The organism is Corynebacterium sp. HMSC078H07 (genome assembly GCF_001812805.1).
Taxonomy (GTDB): Bacteria; Actinomycetota; Actinomycetes; order Mycobacteriales; family Mycobacteriaceae; genus Corynebacterium.
This window is the reverse complement of record NZ_KV810449.1, coordinates 13,322-29,672: the sequence shown is the minus strand read 5'-3', so window position 1 is coordinate 29,672 and position 16,351 is coordinate 13,322. Positions and strand designations below refer to the sequence as shown.

At 60.3% G+C, this 16,351-nt stretch carries 13 protein-coding genes; 12 read left to right on the top strand and 1 reads right to left on the bottom strand.

Going from position 1 to position 16,351, the window contains the following annotated elements; translation table 11 throughout:
- Nucleotides 1-42 precede the first annotated feature (42 nt).
- Nucleotides 43-663, bottom strand: a complete 621-nt coding sequence (locus tag HMPREF2875_RS02200) for a hypothetical protein (RefSeq protein ID WP_070669869.1) — start codon at nucleotides 661-663, stop codon at nucleotides 43-45.
- Nucleotides 664-835: 172 nt separating this feature from the next.
- Between HMPREF2875_RS02200 and HMPREF2875_RS02195 the strand changes: the two genes are divergently transcribed.
- The 12 genes from HMPREF2875_RS02195 to HMPREF2875_RS02140 all read left to right on the top strand — a co-directional run bounded on the left by HMPREF2875_RS02195 (nucleotide 836) and on the right by HMPREF2875_RS02140 (nucleotide 16,349).
- On the top strand, nucleotides 836-1,375 hold the full coding sequence (locus tag HMPREF2875_RS02195; RefSeq protein ID WP_070669868.1) for a YceD family protein: 540 nt from the start codon (nucleotides 836-838) through the stop codon (nucleotides 1,373-1,375).
- Nucleotides 1,372-2,142, top strand: a complete 771-nt coding sequence (rnc, locus tag HMPREF2875_RS02190; protein ID WP_070669867.1) for a ribonuclease III — start codon at nucleotides 1,372-1,374, stop codon at nucleotides 2,140-2,142. Before HMPREF2875_RS02195 ends, rnc begins: the two co-directional genes overlap by 4 nt.
- Nucleotides 2,143-2,973: a bifunctional DNA-formamidopyrimidine glycosylase/DNA-(apurinic or apyrimidinic site) lyase gene (mutM, locus tag HMPREF2875_RS02185; RefSeq protein WP_070669866.1), complete on the top strand. Its 831-nt coding sequence runs from the start codon at nucleotides 2,143-2,145 to the stop codon at nucleotides 2,971-2,973.
- 49 nt (nucleotides 2,974-3,022) lie between these two features.
- Complete coding sequence (locus HMPREF2875_RS02180; RefSeq protein ID WP_070669865.1) at nucleotides 3,023-4,549, top strand: alanine/glycine:cation symporter family protein; 1,527 nt, start codon at nucleotides 3,023-3,025, stop codon at nucleotides 4,547-4,549.
- On the top strand, nucleotides 4,550-4,834 hold the full coding sequence (locus HMPREF2875_RS02175) for an acylphosphatase (RefSeq protein ID WP_039675989.1): 285 nt from the start codon (nucleotides 4,550-4,552) through the stop codon (nucleotides 4,832-4,834). It abuts the gene before it with no gap.
- Between the two features lie 10 nt (nucleotides 4,835-4,844).
- Nucleotides 4,845-8,375: a chromosome segregation protein SMC gene (smc, locus tag HMPREF2875_RS02170; protein WP_070669864.1), complete on the top strand. Its 3,531-nt coding sequence runs from the start codon at nucleotides 4,845-4,847 to the stop codon at nucleotides 8,373-8,375.
- Nucleotides 8,376-8,474: 99 nt separating this feature from the next.
- On the top strand, nucleotides 8,475-10,352 hold the full coding sequence (gene ftsY, locus HMPREF2875_RS02165) for a signal recognition particle-docking protein FtsY (protein ID WP_070669863.1): 1,878 nt from the start codon (nucleotides 8,475-8,477) through the stop codon (nucleotides 10,350-10,352).
- 200 nt (nucleotides 10,353-10,552) lie between these two features.
- A complete protein-coding gene (locus HMPREF2875_RS02160; protein WP_070669862.1) occupies nucleotides 10,553-13,534 on the top strand; it encodes a DUF4040 family protein in 2,982 nt (993 codons plus the stop codon).
- Nucleotides 13,531-13,968: a sodium:proton antiporter gene (locus HMPREF2875_RS02155; RefSeq protein ID WP_070669861.1), complete on the top strand. Its 438-nt coding sequence runs from the start codon at nucleotides 13,531-13,533 to the stop codon at nucleotides 13,966-13,968. The genes HMPREF2875_RS02160 and HMPREF2875_RS02155 overlap by 4 nt, the downstream gene beginning before the upstream one ends.
- Nucleotides 13,969-15,510: a monovalent cation/H+ antiporter subunit D family protein gene (locus HMPREF2875_RS02150; RefSeq protein WP_070669860.1), complete on the top strand. Its 1,542-nt coding sequence runs from the start codon at nucleotides 13,969-13,971 to the stop codon at nucleotides 15,508-15,510.
- Nucleotides 15,511-16,062 (top strand): monovalent cation/H+ antiporter subunit E, encoded by a 552-nt coding sequence (locus HMPREF2875_RS02145; protein ID WP_070669859.1) that lies wholly within the window; start codon nucleotides 15,511-15,513, stop codon nucleotides 16,060-16,062.
- On the top strand, nucleotides 16,059-16,349 hold the full coding sequence (locus HMPREF2875_RS02140) for a cation:proton antiporter (RefSeq protein ID WP_070669858.1): 291 nt from the start codon (nucleotides 16,059-16,061) through the stop codon (nucleotides 16,347-16,349). The genes HMPREF2875_RS02145 and HMPREF2875_RS02140 overlap by 4 nt, the downstream gene beginning before the upstream one ends.
- Nucleotides 16,350-16,351: the final 2 nt, after the last annotated feature.

The window sequence follows — 16,351 nt, the reverse complement described above, 5'->3', positions numbered from 1 at the left end:
TGCGAAGAGCTCCCAGTCGACACCGTTGCTGGGAGCTCATCGTTAGGCTGCGGCGGGGTAGGAGCGGCGCGAGGCATCGAGGGCTTTGGAGGCTTCGTGGGCAGCCTCGGCGCGGCGAATGCGGTCGGCTTCGGCTGCAGGCATGGTGCTTAACGCCGCAGCGAGGCCAGCGGCAATAAAACCAGGTAGGGCATAGAGCACCCACATGCTGCCAAAGCCCAGCCCACCCGTCAGGGGATCGGTGACGGGAGCCCACGGGGCGCCAGCCAGAGCGATCATGAGGTCAACGGCCCCAACACTGAGCATCATCATGCCGACGGTGAGGAATGCTGCGGAAATAGATTCCCGTGCAGCCCAGACAATGAAGGCGGCAAACAGGGAAAACAATGCCGAAGAAATAATCACGGTGGAGCTAAAGTGCAGCGGCAGCAGAGCTACGGAGCCCACCATGATGCCGGCGAGGGCGGCGATGGGTGCTACATGGCGCAGCACAAGTCCGTCGCGGCCGAAGATGCTCGGTCGATGCCGCGTCACCACGTGCCGGACAACCACACCTACGGCGGCCAACACCACGGCTGGGGCGAGGCACTGCAGCGGGTAGAGCCCCGCGAGGTTGTGCGCCGTGTCCGTGATGGCGGTTGAATGAGTAGTGGCATTGCTCATGTCATTCCACGGTAGGGGGCGAAAGCACCACTTAGCGAGTGCTGCACGCAAGTCCTTACGCGGTTGTACCCCAGCGTTCAGGCTGTTGCCAGTCTGCGGGTATGGCTGGCAGACATCGCCAGCTGGCTCCAGAGTGGGGGATTAGGCGGTACAGGGTAAGCTGGATGGCGTTATGAATTCACCTTTGAAGTTCGACGTGACGGAATTGCTGCGCAGTCAAGGCCCTGAAGCGCTGCCCGAGCACCGCGTTCAGACCGGCCCCGCCCCGGAGCGTATCGGCGTGGAAATGATCGCTATTCCGAAAGGCGATGAGCTAACGGTAGACGCCACCCTGACCCCATTGGGCTCGGGTGTCTTGGTAGATGCTGATGTCACTGGCACCCTCAGCGGCGAATGCGCGCGCTGTTTGGCGGAACTCCACCCAGAACTAGATCTCCACGTGTCCCAGGTCTTTGCGGCGGATGAGACCTTCATCAGTGGAGATGACGCTGATGAGCAGGACCAAGGCTCTGGTGATGAAGTACCAGAGGTCAAGGACGGCATCCTCGATCTGCTGCAGAGTGTTATTGATGAAGCCGGGTTAACTTTGCCATTTGCCCCGACCTGCGAAGGCGGCTGCGAGGCTGATGCGCCGGAGGGCGTTACCACGGGTGTCTCCGGTGAAGAAGAACGTGTAGATCCTCGCTGGTCAGGTTTGGAGAAGTTCCTATGAGCAAGAAAAAGAAGCTCACAGGAGAAGAAGCCCTCGCCGCTGCCTATGCCGAGGTGGACCACACCCCGTTGCTCACCGCATTGGGAGTAGACATCAGTGATGAGCATCTGTGTTTGGCACTGACGCACCGATCCTTTGCTAATGAGAACGGGCACCTACCCAACAACGAGCGCCTCGAGTTCTTGGGGGATGCCGTGTTGGGTTTGTCGATTGCCGCGAAGCTTTATGAGCGCTACCCGTCGCGTCCGGAATCAGATATCTCCAAGATGCGTGCCTCCATCGTCTCGCGCTACGGTCTGTCTGATGTTGCCCGCGAGATTGAACTGGGCAAGCACATCCTGTTGGGTAAAGGCGAGCAGACCACCGGCGGTCGCGATAAGGACTCCATTCTCGCTGATACCACGGAAGCGATCCTGGGGGCGATTTATCGCCAGCATGGATTCGAGGTAGCACGCCAGGTCATTCTGAACCTTTTTGCCGCCAAAATTGAGAATGCAGTTGTGTCTGGTCGTCATATGGACTGGAAGACAACGCTGCAGGAGCTCTGCGCGGAGCTGAAGGCAGCAATGCCGGTTTATTCGGCGACCTCTACTGGTCCGGAACATGACCAGACCTTTAGCGCCGTGGCCACTGTTGCTGGTCTGACCGTGGGGCGAGGTAAGGGCCACAATAAGAAGCTCGCGGAGCAGAAGGCGGCGGAAGAAGCCTGCCAGGCGCTGCGCGAAACCCCGCTTCTAGTCCAAGGCACGGCAGCCAAAGAGAGCTAGATGCCGGAGCTTCCAGAAGTCGAATCCGTTCGCCGCGGTCTTGAGCCCTACATCGCTGGGCGTACGTTTACCTCGGTTGAGGTGCTTCACCCGCGGGCGAACCGCGGGCAGGAGGAGCAGCTTGCAGCACTCCTGGAAGGTCGGACCGTTGCCGCGGCCGCACGCCGTGGCAAATTCATGTGGCTCGAATTCGCTGATGAAGACCTGAGCGATCCGGCCCGTGATGTCCTCTTTATCCATCTCGGCATGTCTGGCCAAGTGCGCATCGGCACGGTGAACTCCCCGCACGTGCGCATTCGGGCTGTGCTTGACGACGCCACCCCCATCAGCTTCGTCGACCAGCGCACCTTTGGGTACTGGCGTCTGGCCCCGTGGCTGACGATGGCACATATTGCGCCTGACCCGCTGGAGCCGGATTTCGACATCATGGCGGCCGCGCGCCGCATCCGGGCAAAGAAAACCGCCGTCAAGGTGGCTCTCTTGGACCAAACTGTCGTGAGCGGAGTGGGCAATATTTATGCCGATGAGGCCCTGTGGGCGGCAGGTATCTCCCCGCTGAAGAAGGCGAACACGCTACGTCAGAAAGACGCCGTGGCTATTGTCCACGCAGCTACCGAGGTCATGCGTGCTGCGCTCGACGTTGGCGGCACCAGCTTCGATGCGCTCTACGTCAATGTCAATGGTGAATCTGGCTACTTCGACCGTTCCTTGCATGTTTATGGGCGCGGTGGCCAGCCGTGTGATCGCTGCGGAACTGAGCTAGTGAAAGCCGTGGTGGGCGGACGTGGCACGCATTTTTGCCCCGCGTGTCAGCGCAGGGGTGCTGCCTAGGGGCGCACAAGTAGGTCTCTGGTAGGTGGTGCCGTTAAGATTATGGCCCATGCAAGAAGTTTTTAGCACTGTGATCGGTGCCATTAATAACAGCCTCTGGTCCTATGTCTTGCCGTGGCTGCTCATCGCTGCCGGCCTCTTCTTCGGCATCCGTACCGCTGTGGTGCAGGTGCGTATGGTGCCGGACATGTTCAAGGCGGTCGTTGAAAAGCCCAAGGGCATCGGCGTGGATGAGGATGCCGATTATGGCGGAATTTCGGCGTTTAAAGCCTTCACGATTTCCGCAGCGTCGCGCGTCGGAACCGGCAACGTTGCGGGTGTCGCCGTGGCCATTTCGGTGGGCGGCCCGGGCGCAGTGTTCTGGATGTGGCTCATCGCCATCTTGGGCGGTGCGACAGCATTCGTGGAGTCCACACTGGCCCAGCTGTGGAAGGTGCGCGAAGGCGATGCTTACCGTGGCGGCCCTGCCTACTACATGTCCCGCGGACTGGGGTGGACGCCGCTGGCGACAGTGTTTTCCGTTGCTATCGCCATCACCTTTGGCTGGTTCTACAACGCCTTCCAGACCAACGCTATTTCTGATTCCCTGGCTGCTTCCTTCGGCCAGGATTCCCTAGCGTTCAAGGCGGGCGTTGGTGTCGCCGTGGTTCTCGTGGCGGGCCTCATCATCGTTGGTGGTGTGCAGCGTATTGCCACCATGACGCAATTTATTGTTCCTTTCATGGCAGCCGCCTACCTGGTTGTTGGTTTCATCGTTGTGGCATTGAACTTTGACAAGGTGCCGGACATGATTGTGTCAATCATCGGTTCTGCCTTTGGCTTCCGTGAAGCTGCTGGCGCGACCTTGGGCATGGCCATGCTCAAGGGGATCCAGCGCGGATTGTTCTCCAATGAGGCCGGTGAGGGATCTGCTCCTAATGCCGCGGCAACGGCCACGGTGTCCCACCCCGTCAAGCAAGGCCTCGTCCAGACACTCGGTGTGTATTTTGACACTCTCGTGGTCTGCTCCATTACTGCTTTCATCATTTTGCTGGGCACCGATTTTGAGACTTTCGGTTCTGATGCCATTGAAGGCGTTACGCTGACTCAGAACGCTCTTGCCGGAACGGTAGGCGAGTGGGGAATTCACTTTGTCACCTTTATCCTCTTCTTCCTGGCGTTCTCCTCCATCCTGGGCAATTACTACCTTGCCGAGTCCAACGTGGAGTACCTCTCGGAAAAGAAGTGGGTGCTGTGGGCTTTCCGAGTCATCGTGCTGGCCTTCGTCTTCTATGGCGCGGTCGCGCCGCTGGGTACCATCTTCGATCTTGCCGATACCGGCGCGGCCATTATGGTGCTGCTCAATGTGTGCGCCATCGTGCCGCTGTCGGGCGTGGCCATTAAGCTGCTCAAGAACTACAACGAGCAGCGCCGGAAAGGCGTGGACCCAGTCTTCCACCGTGATATGCTGCCGGAACTGAAGGGCGTGGAATGCTGGGATGGCTCGGATCCGGTAACCCGCCGCAGTCTGGAGGATCGCCGCCAACTGCAGCACCAGCGCGATTTGGGTGATCGCACGAATTTGAGGGAGTTTTAAATGACACAGCAGCGCCTGACCGCGTTCGTTCTCGGCTCCGTGCAGGGCGTGGGATTCCGCTGGTGGACCCGTTCCCGCGCCTTGGAATTAGGCTTGGCTGGCCACGCCACCAACCTGCAGGACGGCCGTGTTCAGGTCGTCGCCGAAGGTCCACGTGAGAAGTGCGAGCGTTTGCTGGAATTGCTGCGTGAAGAACCGTCCACCACCCGTCGCCCTGGCGTGGTTGAGGCCGTGGTGGAGCAGTGGGCCGAGCCACGCGGCGAGTCCGGCTTCATCGAACGCTAAACTAGTTCGAATGCACCTCAAATCGCTCACGCTCAAAGGATTTAAGTCCTTCGCGTCTGCGACGAACCTGAAATTCGAGCCCGGCATTTGTGCTGTCGTGGGCCCGAATGGCTCGGGCAAGTCCAACGTCGTCGACGCCCTAGCGTGGGTTATGGGCGAAGGAAGCGCCAAAACGCTGCGCGGCGGCAAGATGCAAGACGTCATCTTCGCCGGTGCCGGCGAGCGCAAAGCTTTAGGTCGCGCCGAGGTTACTCTCACCATTGATAACTCTGATGGCGCGCTTCCCATTGAGTATTCGGAGGTCTCCGTCACGCGGCGGATGTTCCGCGATGGTGCGAGTGAATACGAGATTAACGGCGCCAAGGCGCGCCTCATGGACATCCAGGAGCTGCTCTCAGACTCCGGCATTGGCCGCGAGATGCACATCATTGTGGGCCAGGGAAAGCTGGCAGAAATCCTGGAATCGCGGCCAGAGGATCGTCGCGCCTACATTGAGGAAGCAGCGGGTGTGCTCAAGCACCGCCGCCGCAAGGAAAAGGCACAGCGCAAGCTCACTGGCATGCAAGCCAACCTTGACCGCTTGCAGGACCTTACTGATGAATTAGGCAAGCAGCTCAAACCCTTGGCACGTCAGGCCGAAGCTGCGAAACGCGCTGCCTCGGTGCAAGCAGATCTCCGTGATGCGCGCTTGCGCTTGGCCGGTGACCGAGTAGTCCGTGTCCGTGCGACCTTCGAGGATGCCGAGCGCCGCGCCGAGGTGCTTGCTGAGCAGGTTGAAGAAGTAACGGCCCAGCTTGAGGAAGCCACCGCAAATCAGTTGGAGATCGAGGCAGAACTGGGGGAGGTGTCCCCGCGTGCGGAGGCAGCTCAAAAGCTGTGGTTTGATTTGTCGACTCTCTCGGAGCGCATTTCCGCCACGCAGCGCATTGCAGCTGAGCGCGCCAGCAACGTGGGCGCGCAGGTGGCCTATGCCGGTCAGGATCCGGATGACCTGGAAGCGAAGGCCCAGCTTGCCGACGACTCCCATGCCGAACTTCTCGCCGCAGCCGAGGAGGCTGCGGAGCGCCTCGAATCGATCCGCGAAGAGGTAGCGGAACGCCGCGAGGCCTTCGAGGCTGCGGATAAAGAGCACATGGCACAGTTGCGTGCGATTGCCGATCGACGAGAAGGCGTGGTACGCCTCATCGCTGCCGAGGAAAACCTTGCGGGCCAAGTTGCCGCTGCGGAGTCGGAGCTAGGCCGCCAAGAAGAGACCTTGTCGAGCACCAAGGCTCGCACGAGGGACGCGCAGGCGGAAGCAGATGAGGTAGCTGACAAACTGAGTGCGCTTACCTCTGAGCGCGAACCACTCGAAGAGGCGCACGTGCGCGCGGCTAGTGAATCTGCCGCCGCCGACAAACGCTTGGAGCAGCTGCGCGATGCTCAACGTGAGCGCGAGAGAGCTGTGTACTCCCTGCGTGCGCGCATCGAAACTTTAGGGCAGACTGCGCCGGAGGCGCTCGACTTGGGCGAGGGCTTCGCGCCGCTGGCAGATTTTATCTCCACGCGTTACGAGACTGCCGCCGCTGCTGCACTCGGGTCTTTCGCTGAAGCGCAAGCAGGTGCTGTGAGCGAGGAGATCGTGGCTAACCTGGCGGAAGCTAGCCGCACGCCGCTGGTCGATGTCTCCGCGGCCGACCTGGACTCTGGAGCTTCGAGCTCCGCTACCGGCTGGCGTCTCGACGCAGACCTGCCCAGCGGAGCGGAATGGCTGCTGGACCACATGGTGGTGGTCCCCGAGGTGTCAGCGGCGTTGACGCGATTGCTGTCCGATGTCGTCCTCGTCAAGGATTTCTCTGCCGCACGTGCAGTTGTTGCTGATGACCCGCGCCTGCGTGCGGTAACACCGAAGGGTCTGCTCGTTGGCGAAGGCTGGGTCGAGGCCGGCACAGGCAGTACCTCTACCGTAGAGGTCAGCGCGCACATTGCAGATGCTGAAAAGCAGTTGGACAAAGCTTCCCAGGAATTGGAGGAGCTTTCCGGAACTCTTGAAGGCGCGAAGATTGCTGCCGATGATGCACGCGTTGCCGCCGCGAGCGCTAAAGCAGCCCTGCGCGAGCACGACCAAGAGGTAGAGGCTTGGAAGCGTGACCACCAACGATTGCTGAAGCAGTACGAGGCCAACAAGGCAGAGCATGAGAAAGCGGCAGCGCGTGCTACCGATATCGAGGTTCAGCTCGTGCGCCTGCGCGAAGAATTGGATGAAGCTCGCGACCGCTTGTCCCGCGTGGATGCTGATGAACAGTCTGATGAACCGTCTTCCGTTGAACGCGATGAGGCGTCGACTGCCTTGGAGCAGGTCAAGGCCATGGAGGTCGAAGCTCAGCTTGCCGCTCGAAGTGCCGAGGATAAGGCAGCCCAAGCCGCGGGTAGGGGAGACGCCTTGCGTCGTCAAGCCCAACATGAACGCCAAGCCAAGGCCCGTCATGACCAGGCGATGGCTCGCCGCCACGCGCAGGCGCAGTTGGCTGGGGCCGTGGATAAGCATGCCCAAGACTTAGCTGCCCGGGCTGCCCATGCACTGGAGCGCGCCGCAGAGGAGCGCGATGAGCTCGTGACCCAGCGCGGTGTGTTGCAGGGCCGTGCCCAGACCGCGAAGCAAGCAGTGTCTGCCACCCGCCAGCAACTGGATCGACTCACTGACTCTGCGCACAACTCGGAAATCGCGCGCAGCCAAGCCCAGGTACGCGTGGATGAGGCGGAGGCCAAAATCGTAGAGCAGCTCGGTATTGCGATTCTGGATTTGCTCAAGGATTACACTCCGGGCGAGGACTTCGACCGCGCGGCGGAGACGGCGCGTCTCAAGCAGGCAGAGAAGGACCTTAACTCGTTAGGCAAGGTCAACCCCCTCGCCTTGGAGGAGTACAAGGCTTTGGAGGAGCGCTATACCTTCCTGTCGACGCAGCTCGATGACGTCATCCAAGCCCGCAAGGACTTAACGGGTGTCATTGAAGATGTCGATGCGCAGATTCTGCAACTGTTCACGGACGCGTGGCACGACGTGGAAGCTGAATTCCCGAAAGTCTTCCAGACTCTTTTCCCGGGCGGTGAGGGCCGCCTCGTCCTTACCGAGCCTGATGACATGTTGGCGACCGGCATCGAAGTCGAGGCGCGCCCACCGGGCAAGAAGGTCAAGCGTCTCACCCTGCTTTCGGGCGGTGAGAAGTCCCTGACCGCGCTGGCGATGCTCGTGGCCATTTTCCGCGCGCGCCCCTCACCGTTCTATGTCATGGATGAGGTGGAGGCCGCGCTTGACGACGTCAACCTGCGTCGCCTTATCGCCCTCTTCGAAGAATTGCGTAAGGATTCGCAGCTCATCGTCATTACGCACCAGAAGCCAACGATGGATGTGGCAAATGTCCTCTACGGTGTCACCATGCGCGGCGACGGTGTAACGCGTGTCATTTCGCAGAGGATGAACCGCGCCGGCGAAGCTCCCGGTACCGCGCAAGCTGCAGAAGACGCCACGCGCCTGGGCGTCGACGCGCCGCGCCCGCAGTAATCGTGGGTGGGGAGGCACACAGTACGTCCCCTGCTAATTCACTGGCTTTTTCTTTGGCTCGTGGTGCCCGCGGTGCACAACCCTGGCACTATGGAGGGCATGAATACTACGTATCTGTGGATTGCGATAGCAGTCATCGTCCTGATCCTGCTGGTGATCGGGCTGGTCGTCCTAGGCAAAAAGCGCGGCGAGTCGAAGAAGGTCTCTTTTGAAAAGCCCGAAGAGAAGCCCAAGGAGCTCACCCAGCAGCAAAAATCGGGCAATTACCAGGCCAAGTCCGGCTTTAATTTTGCCCCAGCTGGCGGTGGCGCCACCAAGCAGCCAGCTAGCGCGCCGAAGGCTAGCGAGCCGCAGAAGCCCGCTGAGTCCCACAAGCCCGCAGAGCCGCAGGCAGCGATCGCCAAACCCGCAGCCGCAGAACCTGTACAGCGAGCTGAGACCCAGCCAGAGCGTCAGCCTGAGGCACAGCCGGAGCAGCGCGACGCCACGCAGCTGGCCAATGAGCAGCTCAGCGGCACCGCGAAGACCCCAGAAACTGAGCCGGCCAAACCTGCCGCCCCGGCAGAGCCAGCCAAGACTGATGGCAAGCCTGCTGCCCCGGCAGAGCCGACCAAGAAGGTAGAAGACACGCCCGAGAAGGCCAAGGAAGCTGATTCCACTGGCGGTGCCGTCGCTGCTGGTGCTGCGACCGCAGCGGCCGCTGGTGCGGCTGTGACAGGTGCTGCAGCAGCTGAAGGGGAGCAGCGTGCAGACGAAGAGGCCCAGGCTTCTACTCCTGAGGCGGACACTCCGGCCGAGGTGGAAGCCGATGAGCCCATCGCTGACGCGCAGGTAGAAGAGCAGCCAATCGAGGCACCTGAAACAGAGGCTGTTTCAGCAGCAGAAGCTGAGGCTGACACAGCTGCAGAAGCAGAGGCAGAGGAAGCTGCTGCGGCGGCGGGGGAGCAGGCGGCGTCGGCAAGCGCGGCTCTCGAGACCGAGCCGGAGGAGCTCGAGGTATCCGAAGACGCAGAGGTCGTTGAGGCTCCAGCGCAGCCCCAGGAGGACATCGCGCCGGCAGCGGGCCGTTTGGGCAAGCTCCGTGGGCGCCTGTCGCGTTCCCAGAACGCCATTGGTCAGGGCCTCATGGGCATCCTGTCCGCCGGTGACCTTGATGATGATGCATGGGAGGACATCGAGGACACCCTCATCATGGCGGACCTCGGCACCAAGGCCACCATGCAGGTCACCGATTCTCTGCGTGACAAGATTGCGGAACGCGGCGTGAGCTCCGAAGAGGAAGCACGCGCCATGCTGCGCGAAGCTCTCATTGAGGTGGGCCACCCAGAAATGGACCGCTCCATCAAGGCTATGCCGAACGAGGGCAAGCCGGCTGTCATCATGGTGGTCGGTGTCAACGGCACTGGCAAGACCACCACGACCGGTAAGCTCGCCCGCGTACTCGTCTCCATGGGACACAACGTGCTGCTCGGTGCTGCCGATACCTTCCGTGCAGCGGCCGCAGACCAGCTGGAGACTTGGGGCCGCCGAGTCGGCGCTACCACTGTTCGCGGCAAGGAAGGCGCAGACCCCGCTTCCGTGGCCTTCGATGCCGTCGCAGCTGGTGTAGACCAAGGTGTTGACGTCGTGCTCGTCGACACCGCTGGCCGCCTGCACACCTCCGTGGACCTCATGGACCAGCTGGGCAAGGTCAAGCGCGTGGTGGAAAAGAAGACCGACGTGGATGAGGTTCTGCTGGTGTTGGATGCCACCGTGGGTCAGAACGGCCTGACTCAGGCGCGCATCTTCCGTGACGTTGTGGACATCACCGGCGTTGTCCTCACTAAGTTGGACGGTACTGCCAAGGGCGGCATCGTCTTCCAAGTTCAGGAGGAACTGGGCGTGCCGGTGAAGCTCGTGGGACTCGGCGAGGGAGCAGATGACCTCGCCCCGTTCGAGATTGAGAGCTTCGTCGACGCCTTGTTGGGAGAAAAATAGAAGAGTTTTTCAGGCGGGATTCCGCCTGATCTATTCCTATATCTCTTCTTAGACCGTAGCGCCCTCTTACGGAGGCGTTAGGGTCTTTTTAAAGCGCAAATAATGTGCTTTGCGGGAGGTCACAATGATAGTCTGAGACGGTCCTGTCTATATGAGGCTGAATTTTCAGCCCCTTCAACGGTTCGTGAGGCTACTCTTTCGTGACACTCTTGTATGTCGTCCTCCTCGCAGCTGTCGCAGTGGCGCTTGCACCAGTAGCTGTCAAAGCTGCTGATCGCGCAGCCGGCTACCCGCTAGCCGGCATTTTTATTATCGCCGCGGCATTGTTAGCGCGAGAATTTCCTGCACTTGCCCGCGGAGACGAATTGTCCTACTCCGTGACGTGGGTACGCGATGTCATCGCGCCCGGCGTCGACGTGAACCTCGCCTTTAGGGGCGATGCGCTGGGCATCTTCTTCGCCATGCTGGCACTCGTCATCGGTGCGGTGGTGTTTTGTTACTCCGCAGCGTATCTGCCGAAAGGCAAAGGAAACGTCAGCTTCTACGTGCTGATGACGGCGTTTACGCTATCCATCCTGCTGCTGGTGTTGGCGAATGACGTCGTGGTGCTCTTCCTGGCCTGGGAGCTTGTGTCGTTGGCGTCGTTCATGCTCATTGCACGTAGCGGCAAGTCCGGCGAGGCAGGATCGCAGCGCACGCTGATTCTTACCTTCGTCGGTGGTTTGACGCTGCTGACTGGTGTGGCGATTGCCGCCACGGCAGCGGGAACCACGAACCTTGAGGGGATCTTGGCCTCTGAGGTGTGGGCGCAGCGACCGGGCCTGACCACCGGTGTGGCAATCCTCATCGCGCTGTCTGCCTTTACCAAGTCAGCACAATTCCCGTTCCACTTCTGGCTTCCTGAGGCCATGGCAGCGGCCACGCCGGTGTCGGCCTTCCTGCACGCGGCGGCCGTCGTTAAGGCCGGCGTCTACTTGCTGATTCGCTTCTCCACCATCTTCCACGATGTTGCGGCATGGAATTGGTTGCTCATCGTGGCCGGTATGGGAACGGCTGTCATGTCGGCCGTCTTTGCTGTTCAGAAGACGGACCTGAAGAAGCTCACTGCGTACTCCACCGTTTCCCACCTGGGTTGGATCGTGGCCACCATCGGTGTTGGAACCCCGTTCGCCATCGCCGCGGCGCTGGTCCACACTCTGGCGCATGCACTGTTCAAGTCCTCCATCTTCATGCTTATCGGCGTCATTGACCATGAGGCTGGTTCCCGCGACATCCGCCGCCTTGGTGTGCTGTGGAACAAGATGCCGTGGACGTTTGGCTCCATGCTCATCGGTGCGGCGTCGATGGCCGCAGTACCGCCGCTCTTTGGCTTCGTATCTAAGGAAGGAATGCTCACCGCATTCGAAGAGGCGCCGATTGGCTCGGCAGGCCAGATTGTTCTGCTCATCGTCGCAGGTATTGGTGCCTTCTTTACCTTCACCTACTCGGCCAAGATTGTCTTCGGTGCATTCTTCGACGGCCCGCGCGATATGTCGAAGACCCACGAGGCTCCGGTGCGCCTGTGGCTGCCGGCAGCACTGCCGGGAGTTATGTCCGTGCCGATTGTCTTTTTCATGGGCGTGCTTGATGGCCCGCTCGATAAGGTCGTCGCTGCTATCGGCATGGAGGGCCACTCACATTTGGCTCTGTGGCACGGCTTCAACGTTCCGTTTGCTATCTCGGCACTCGTGCTTATCGCCGGCATTGTGGGTGTGCTGTACCGCAAGCCGCTGTGGTCGGCGATGGAAGAGCGAGAGCTCTTGCCGCGTACCGGTAACGAGGTGCTGAAGTGGATTCAGGGAATGTGTGCCAAGTTCGGCCGCTTCGTTGGCCGTATGTCTGATACCCACAACCCGTCGCTGTTCATCCTGCCGATCATCTTCCTCATTATCCTTCTGGCTGGTGCGGCGCTGCTTTCCGACGGCGTCGATGGCGTCGCTCTCAACCCCCGCGTTGAGGGTCTGGATAACCCATGGGATCTCTTGCCGCTGAGTATCGTTGCGCTATCTATGATTGGCCTGGTTCGTACGAAGAACCGCCTTACCGGTGCGGTCATGATCGGAACGGCCGGTACTGGTGTGACACTGCAAATGTTCCTGTTGGGTGCCCCGGACGTGGCGTTGACTCAGTTCACAGTGGAGGCACTGTCCGTCATCGTCATGATGATGGTGCTGCGCTACCTTCCGGAGAAATTCCACCCGGTGTCCCACAAGGGCCGCCAGACTGGCGCCATCATCATCGCGGTCTTGGCGGGTGCCGCTGCGTTCCTCGGCGTATGGGCACTGATGGGCCGCCACGAGCGTTCCGACCTGGCTATGTGGTATCTCAACAACGCGCCGGACATCACCGGTGGCGATAACGTTGTGGCCACCATCATCGTGGAGTTCCGTGCGCTCGATACCCTGGGCGAGCTCTCCGTGTTGGGTATGGCGGCCGTGGTTATTGCTGCGGTGACCTCGACGCTGCCGCGCTTCCCGTTCACCTCGGGTACGCGCCCGGCACCGTTTGGTCAGTCGCAGCTCAACTCTGTTCCACTGCGCAAGGGCATTGCTCTCACTATTCCGATTCTGGTGGTTCTGTCCGTCATCGTCTTCTACCGTGGCCACCAGGCCACCGGTGGTGGCTTCCCGGCTGCCCTCATTATGGGCGCAGCCATCGGTTTGACGTACCTCTCGCGCGGTACGGATGAGATTGTCTTTGGCCGTATGACGCCGATTCACCTCACCGGCATCGGCATCATTGTCGCGTTGACCGCGGGTTTCATTGGCTACATTCCAACCTCCCACAGTGATGGTGGCTTCCTCACCGCTATCCACGGGCACGCGCTGGGGCAGCACTGGACGACGTCCCTCATCTTCGACCTTGGTATTTATCTTGCCGTTCTGGGCATGCTTACCATGGCAATCAACGCCTTGGGTGGCTACCTGCGCCCAGGTACGGAACGTGACTTCCTGCCGTGGGTTCACGATGACGATTCGGCGTTGCCGAACACGCCACGCGTGGTGCTTGACGACGTCGACGATCCTTACCCCGAATCCATCAATCCATCCTCCGATCCGGAGGCCCTGCTGAATGATGCCCAGGCACGCCAGCGCGTGTCCTCGCCTCACTTCACCCCGGCTGGAGAGGAGAAGAACTCATGATTCTCGCCTTGACTATCGCGCTGCTCATCGGCAGCGCCGTCTACCTCATCCAACAGCGCAGTCTCGTGCACATCGTGCTGGGCATGATGGCCTTTGGCCATGGTGCGAACCTCACTCTGTTGGCTACTGGTGTGTACTCCTACCGCGGTGAGTCCTTCCCATCGCAGGTTCCGATGGAGCAGATGGCAGATCCGCTCCCGCAGGCGTTCGTCCTGACCGCTGTGGTTATTTCCATGGCCACCTCGACGATCCTGTTGACCTTGGCTGCCATGGGTGCCAACGATGACACTGATGTTGCCGAGCCGGTGGATGACAACACCATTGACCATGCCTTCTCCACGCTGGGTCGTGACACACAAAACCGTGCGATTCTGGAACGCTCGGCGAACAAGATGGATCGCTTGAAGGAAATCGACCAGGAAGGGGAGAAGTAAATGTCTGACACCGTAAGTGCTCTCCTCCCGCTTTTTGCGGCAGTACCGCTCGTGTCAGCGGCCTTGGCGCTCTTGGCACCATGGCGCCGCGTGCGTGATGCGATCATGTTGATTGTGCCGGGCATCGGTATTTTTGCGGCTTTCGCTTTGCTGCTTTACACCATGAACAATGGCGTCGTTGCCCATAGCGTGGGTAATTACCTCGGCAACGCGGGTATTGCTTTCGCAGCGGATACGTTCTCGGCGCTGATGATTGTGACGACGATGATCGTTGCTTTCGGCGCTAACTGGTTCGCCATCGTTGGCGGTGAGACTAAGTCACGCTACTACCCATCGCTCACGCTCATTCTGATTACCGGCGTGTGCGGCGCCTTACTCACCGCGGACCTCTTTAACTTCTTCGTGTTCATTGAGGTCATGCTCTTGCCGTCCTATGGCCTCATCACCATGTCGGGTACGTGGTCACGTTTGGCCGCCGGCCGTGCCTTCGTGCTGGTGAACCTGTTTGCCTCCACGTTGCTGGTTGTTGGTGTGGGCTACATCTACTCGGTTACCGGCGTCGTGAATCTTGGCGCCCTCAAGGGAGCCGCGGCGGGCAATGGCCCAGTCACTGTAGCTGCCGGCATTGTGGTCATCGCGGTGGCAGCCAAGGCAGGTGTCTTCCCCGTACAGAACTGGCTACCGCGAACCTATCCGGGAACCTCCGCGGCGGTGATGGGCTTGTTCTCTGGCCTGCACACCAAGGTTGCGGTCTACATGCTGTACCGCTTGTGGGTCCAGCTTTTCGATATGGACGAGCGCTGGGGCACGCTCATCATCGTCGTGATGATCATTTCCATGATTGTCGGTGCCTTTGGTGGCTTGGCAGAGAACTCCATCCGTCGTGTGTTGGGCTATCAGATGCTCAACGGTATGCCGTTCATCCTCGTCATGATGGCTTTCACCACGCACGATGCCCAGCGCGCATTGGCGGCCGGTATCTTGTACACGATTCACCATATGCTGACGGTCGGTTCACTCATCCTAGCCGCGGGCGCCATTGAGGAGACCTACGGCACGGGCCGCCTCAACAAGCTCTCCGGCTTGGCGCGGCGTGACCCCATTATCGCGTGGATTTTCGCTGCCGGTGCCTTCTCTGTCGTGGGCTTCCCACCGTTTTCCGGCATGTGGGGCAAGGTTCTCATCGTGGCCGAGGTGGCACGCACTGGTGGGGGATGGGCCTGGACCGTTATTACGGTCATTATCATCGCGTCCTTCGCCGCTTTCCTGTCGATGCTGCGCGTATGGCGCCGCGTGTTCTGGGGCAAGGACCTGCCCAAGGAAAAGGTGCCGAATGAATTGGTCATCCGCAAAAAGCTCATGGCTCCCTCGGCCGCCCTTATCTTGGGTTCGCTGACCATGTTCATCCTGTCTGGCCTCGTCATCGACGTCACCATGGCGGCTTCTGCGGACCTGCTCGACACGGAGGCATATACCAACGCAGTGCTTGGCGACGACCCCGTAGCCCTACCCGATATCGACTCCATCCAGGAGGGCCGTTAAATGAAGACCGCTATGAACTCTGTTGTCTACGCCCTGTGGCTCATCAAGGAGATCTTCGTTGCTGGCTTTTCGCTCGCCCTCGAGTCCTTTAAGCCGCACAATAATTACAATCCTGTCGTCGTGCGCTATCCGTTGCGTGTGACAGGCGCGTGGGAAATCTTCTGGTTTACCTCCTCCATCACGGCGACGCCGGGTACCCTTTCGCTAGGCCTGCGTGAGCCGGTGCGGGAAGGCCTGCCGCGCATTGTGCTTGTGCAGGCAGTCATGGGCGATGACCCCGCCAGCGTCATGGCAGACCTCGCGGATATGGAGGAGCGCCTTGCCCCGCACGTTAAGGGCATTGATTATGGCGTGCCCGGCCAAGGACCGACCACCGAGCTGGCGGAGACCTTCTATGAGTACCCCCTCGATACCTTGGGCCGGCACATGCGCTCCCCGGATATTGCGCAGACCGATGACACGCCGCTAGCTGCCCACGAGGTAGAAAAGCGCCCAGTTCGGCCGCGGCGCCGCAGCGTGCCGAGCAAAGCTCGAAAGGATGACAAGAAATGATCGACTTTTCCTCTTTCAGCGCCTTTCAATGGGTGGTCTTCGTCTGCGTCTTCATCATGTGCGCATGCGTGTGTGCCGCGCTGGCCCTCGCGCTGCGTTCGCGCGATGAGCTGACCCGCACCGTGATGAGTGACATGGTCTTTTACGGGATGATGTGCATGTACTTTTCCTGGGCCATGACGAACCACGCATCCATCGTGTATGACATCGCCATGCTTGCGGGTATTGCCGCCGGTGTACTGCCTACGTTGTCCATGGCCCGTATTATTTCGAAGGGCAGGAGGTAGAC

Excerpts from the sequence above, each read along its gene's own strand:
- HMPREF2875_RS02200 (WP_070669869.1), bottom strand. The coding sequence starts at position 663 with ATGAGCAATGCCACTACTCATTCAACCGCCATCACGGACACGGCGCAC.
- HMPREF2875_RS02195 (WP_070669868.1), top strand. The coding sequence starts at position 836 with ATGAATTCACCTTTGAAGTTCGACGTGACGGAATTGCTGCGCAGTCAA.
- rnc (WP_070669867.1), top strand. The coding sequence starts at position 1,372 with ATGAGCAAGAAAAAGAAGCTCACAGGAGAAGAAGCCCTCGCCGCTGCC.
- mutM (WP_070669866.1), top strand. The coding sequence starts at position 2,143 with ATGCCGGAGCTTCCAGAAGTCGAATCCGTTCGCCGCGGTCTTGAGCCC.
- HMPREF2875_RS02180 (WP_070669865.1), top strand. The coding sequence starts at position 3,023 with ATGCAAGAAGTTTTTAGCACTGTGATCGGTGCCATTAATAACAGCCTC.
- HMPREF2875_RS02175 (WP_039675989.1), top strand. The coding sequence starts at position 4,550 with ATGACACAGCAGCGCCTGACCGCGTTCGTTCTCGGCTCCGTGCAGGGC.
- smc (WP_070669864.1), top strand. The coding sequence starts at position 4,845 with ATGCACCTCAAATCGCTCACGCTCAAAGGATTTAAGTCCTTCGCGTCT.
- ftsY (WP_070669863.1), top strand. The coding sequence starts at position 8,475 with ATGAATACTACGTATCTGTGGATTGCGATAGCAGTCATCGTCCTGATC.
- HMPREF2875_RS02155 (WP_070669861.1), top strand. The coding sequence starts at position 13,531 with ATGATTCTCGCCTTGACTATCGCGCTGCTCATCGGCAGCGCCGTCTAC.
- HMPREF2875_RS02150 (WP_070669860.1), top strand. The coding sequence starts at position 13,969 with ATGTCTGACACCGTAAGTGCTCTCCTCCCGCTTTTTGCGGCAGTACCG.
- HMPREF2875_RS02145 (WP_070669859.1), top strand. The coding sequence starts at position 15,511 with ATGAAGACCGCTATGAACTCTGTTGTCTACGCCCTGTGGCTCATCAAG.
- HMPREF2875_RS02140 (WP_070669858.1), top strand. The coding sequence starts at position 16,059 with ATGATCGACTTTTCCTCTTTCAGCGCCTTTCAATGGGTGGTCTTCGTC.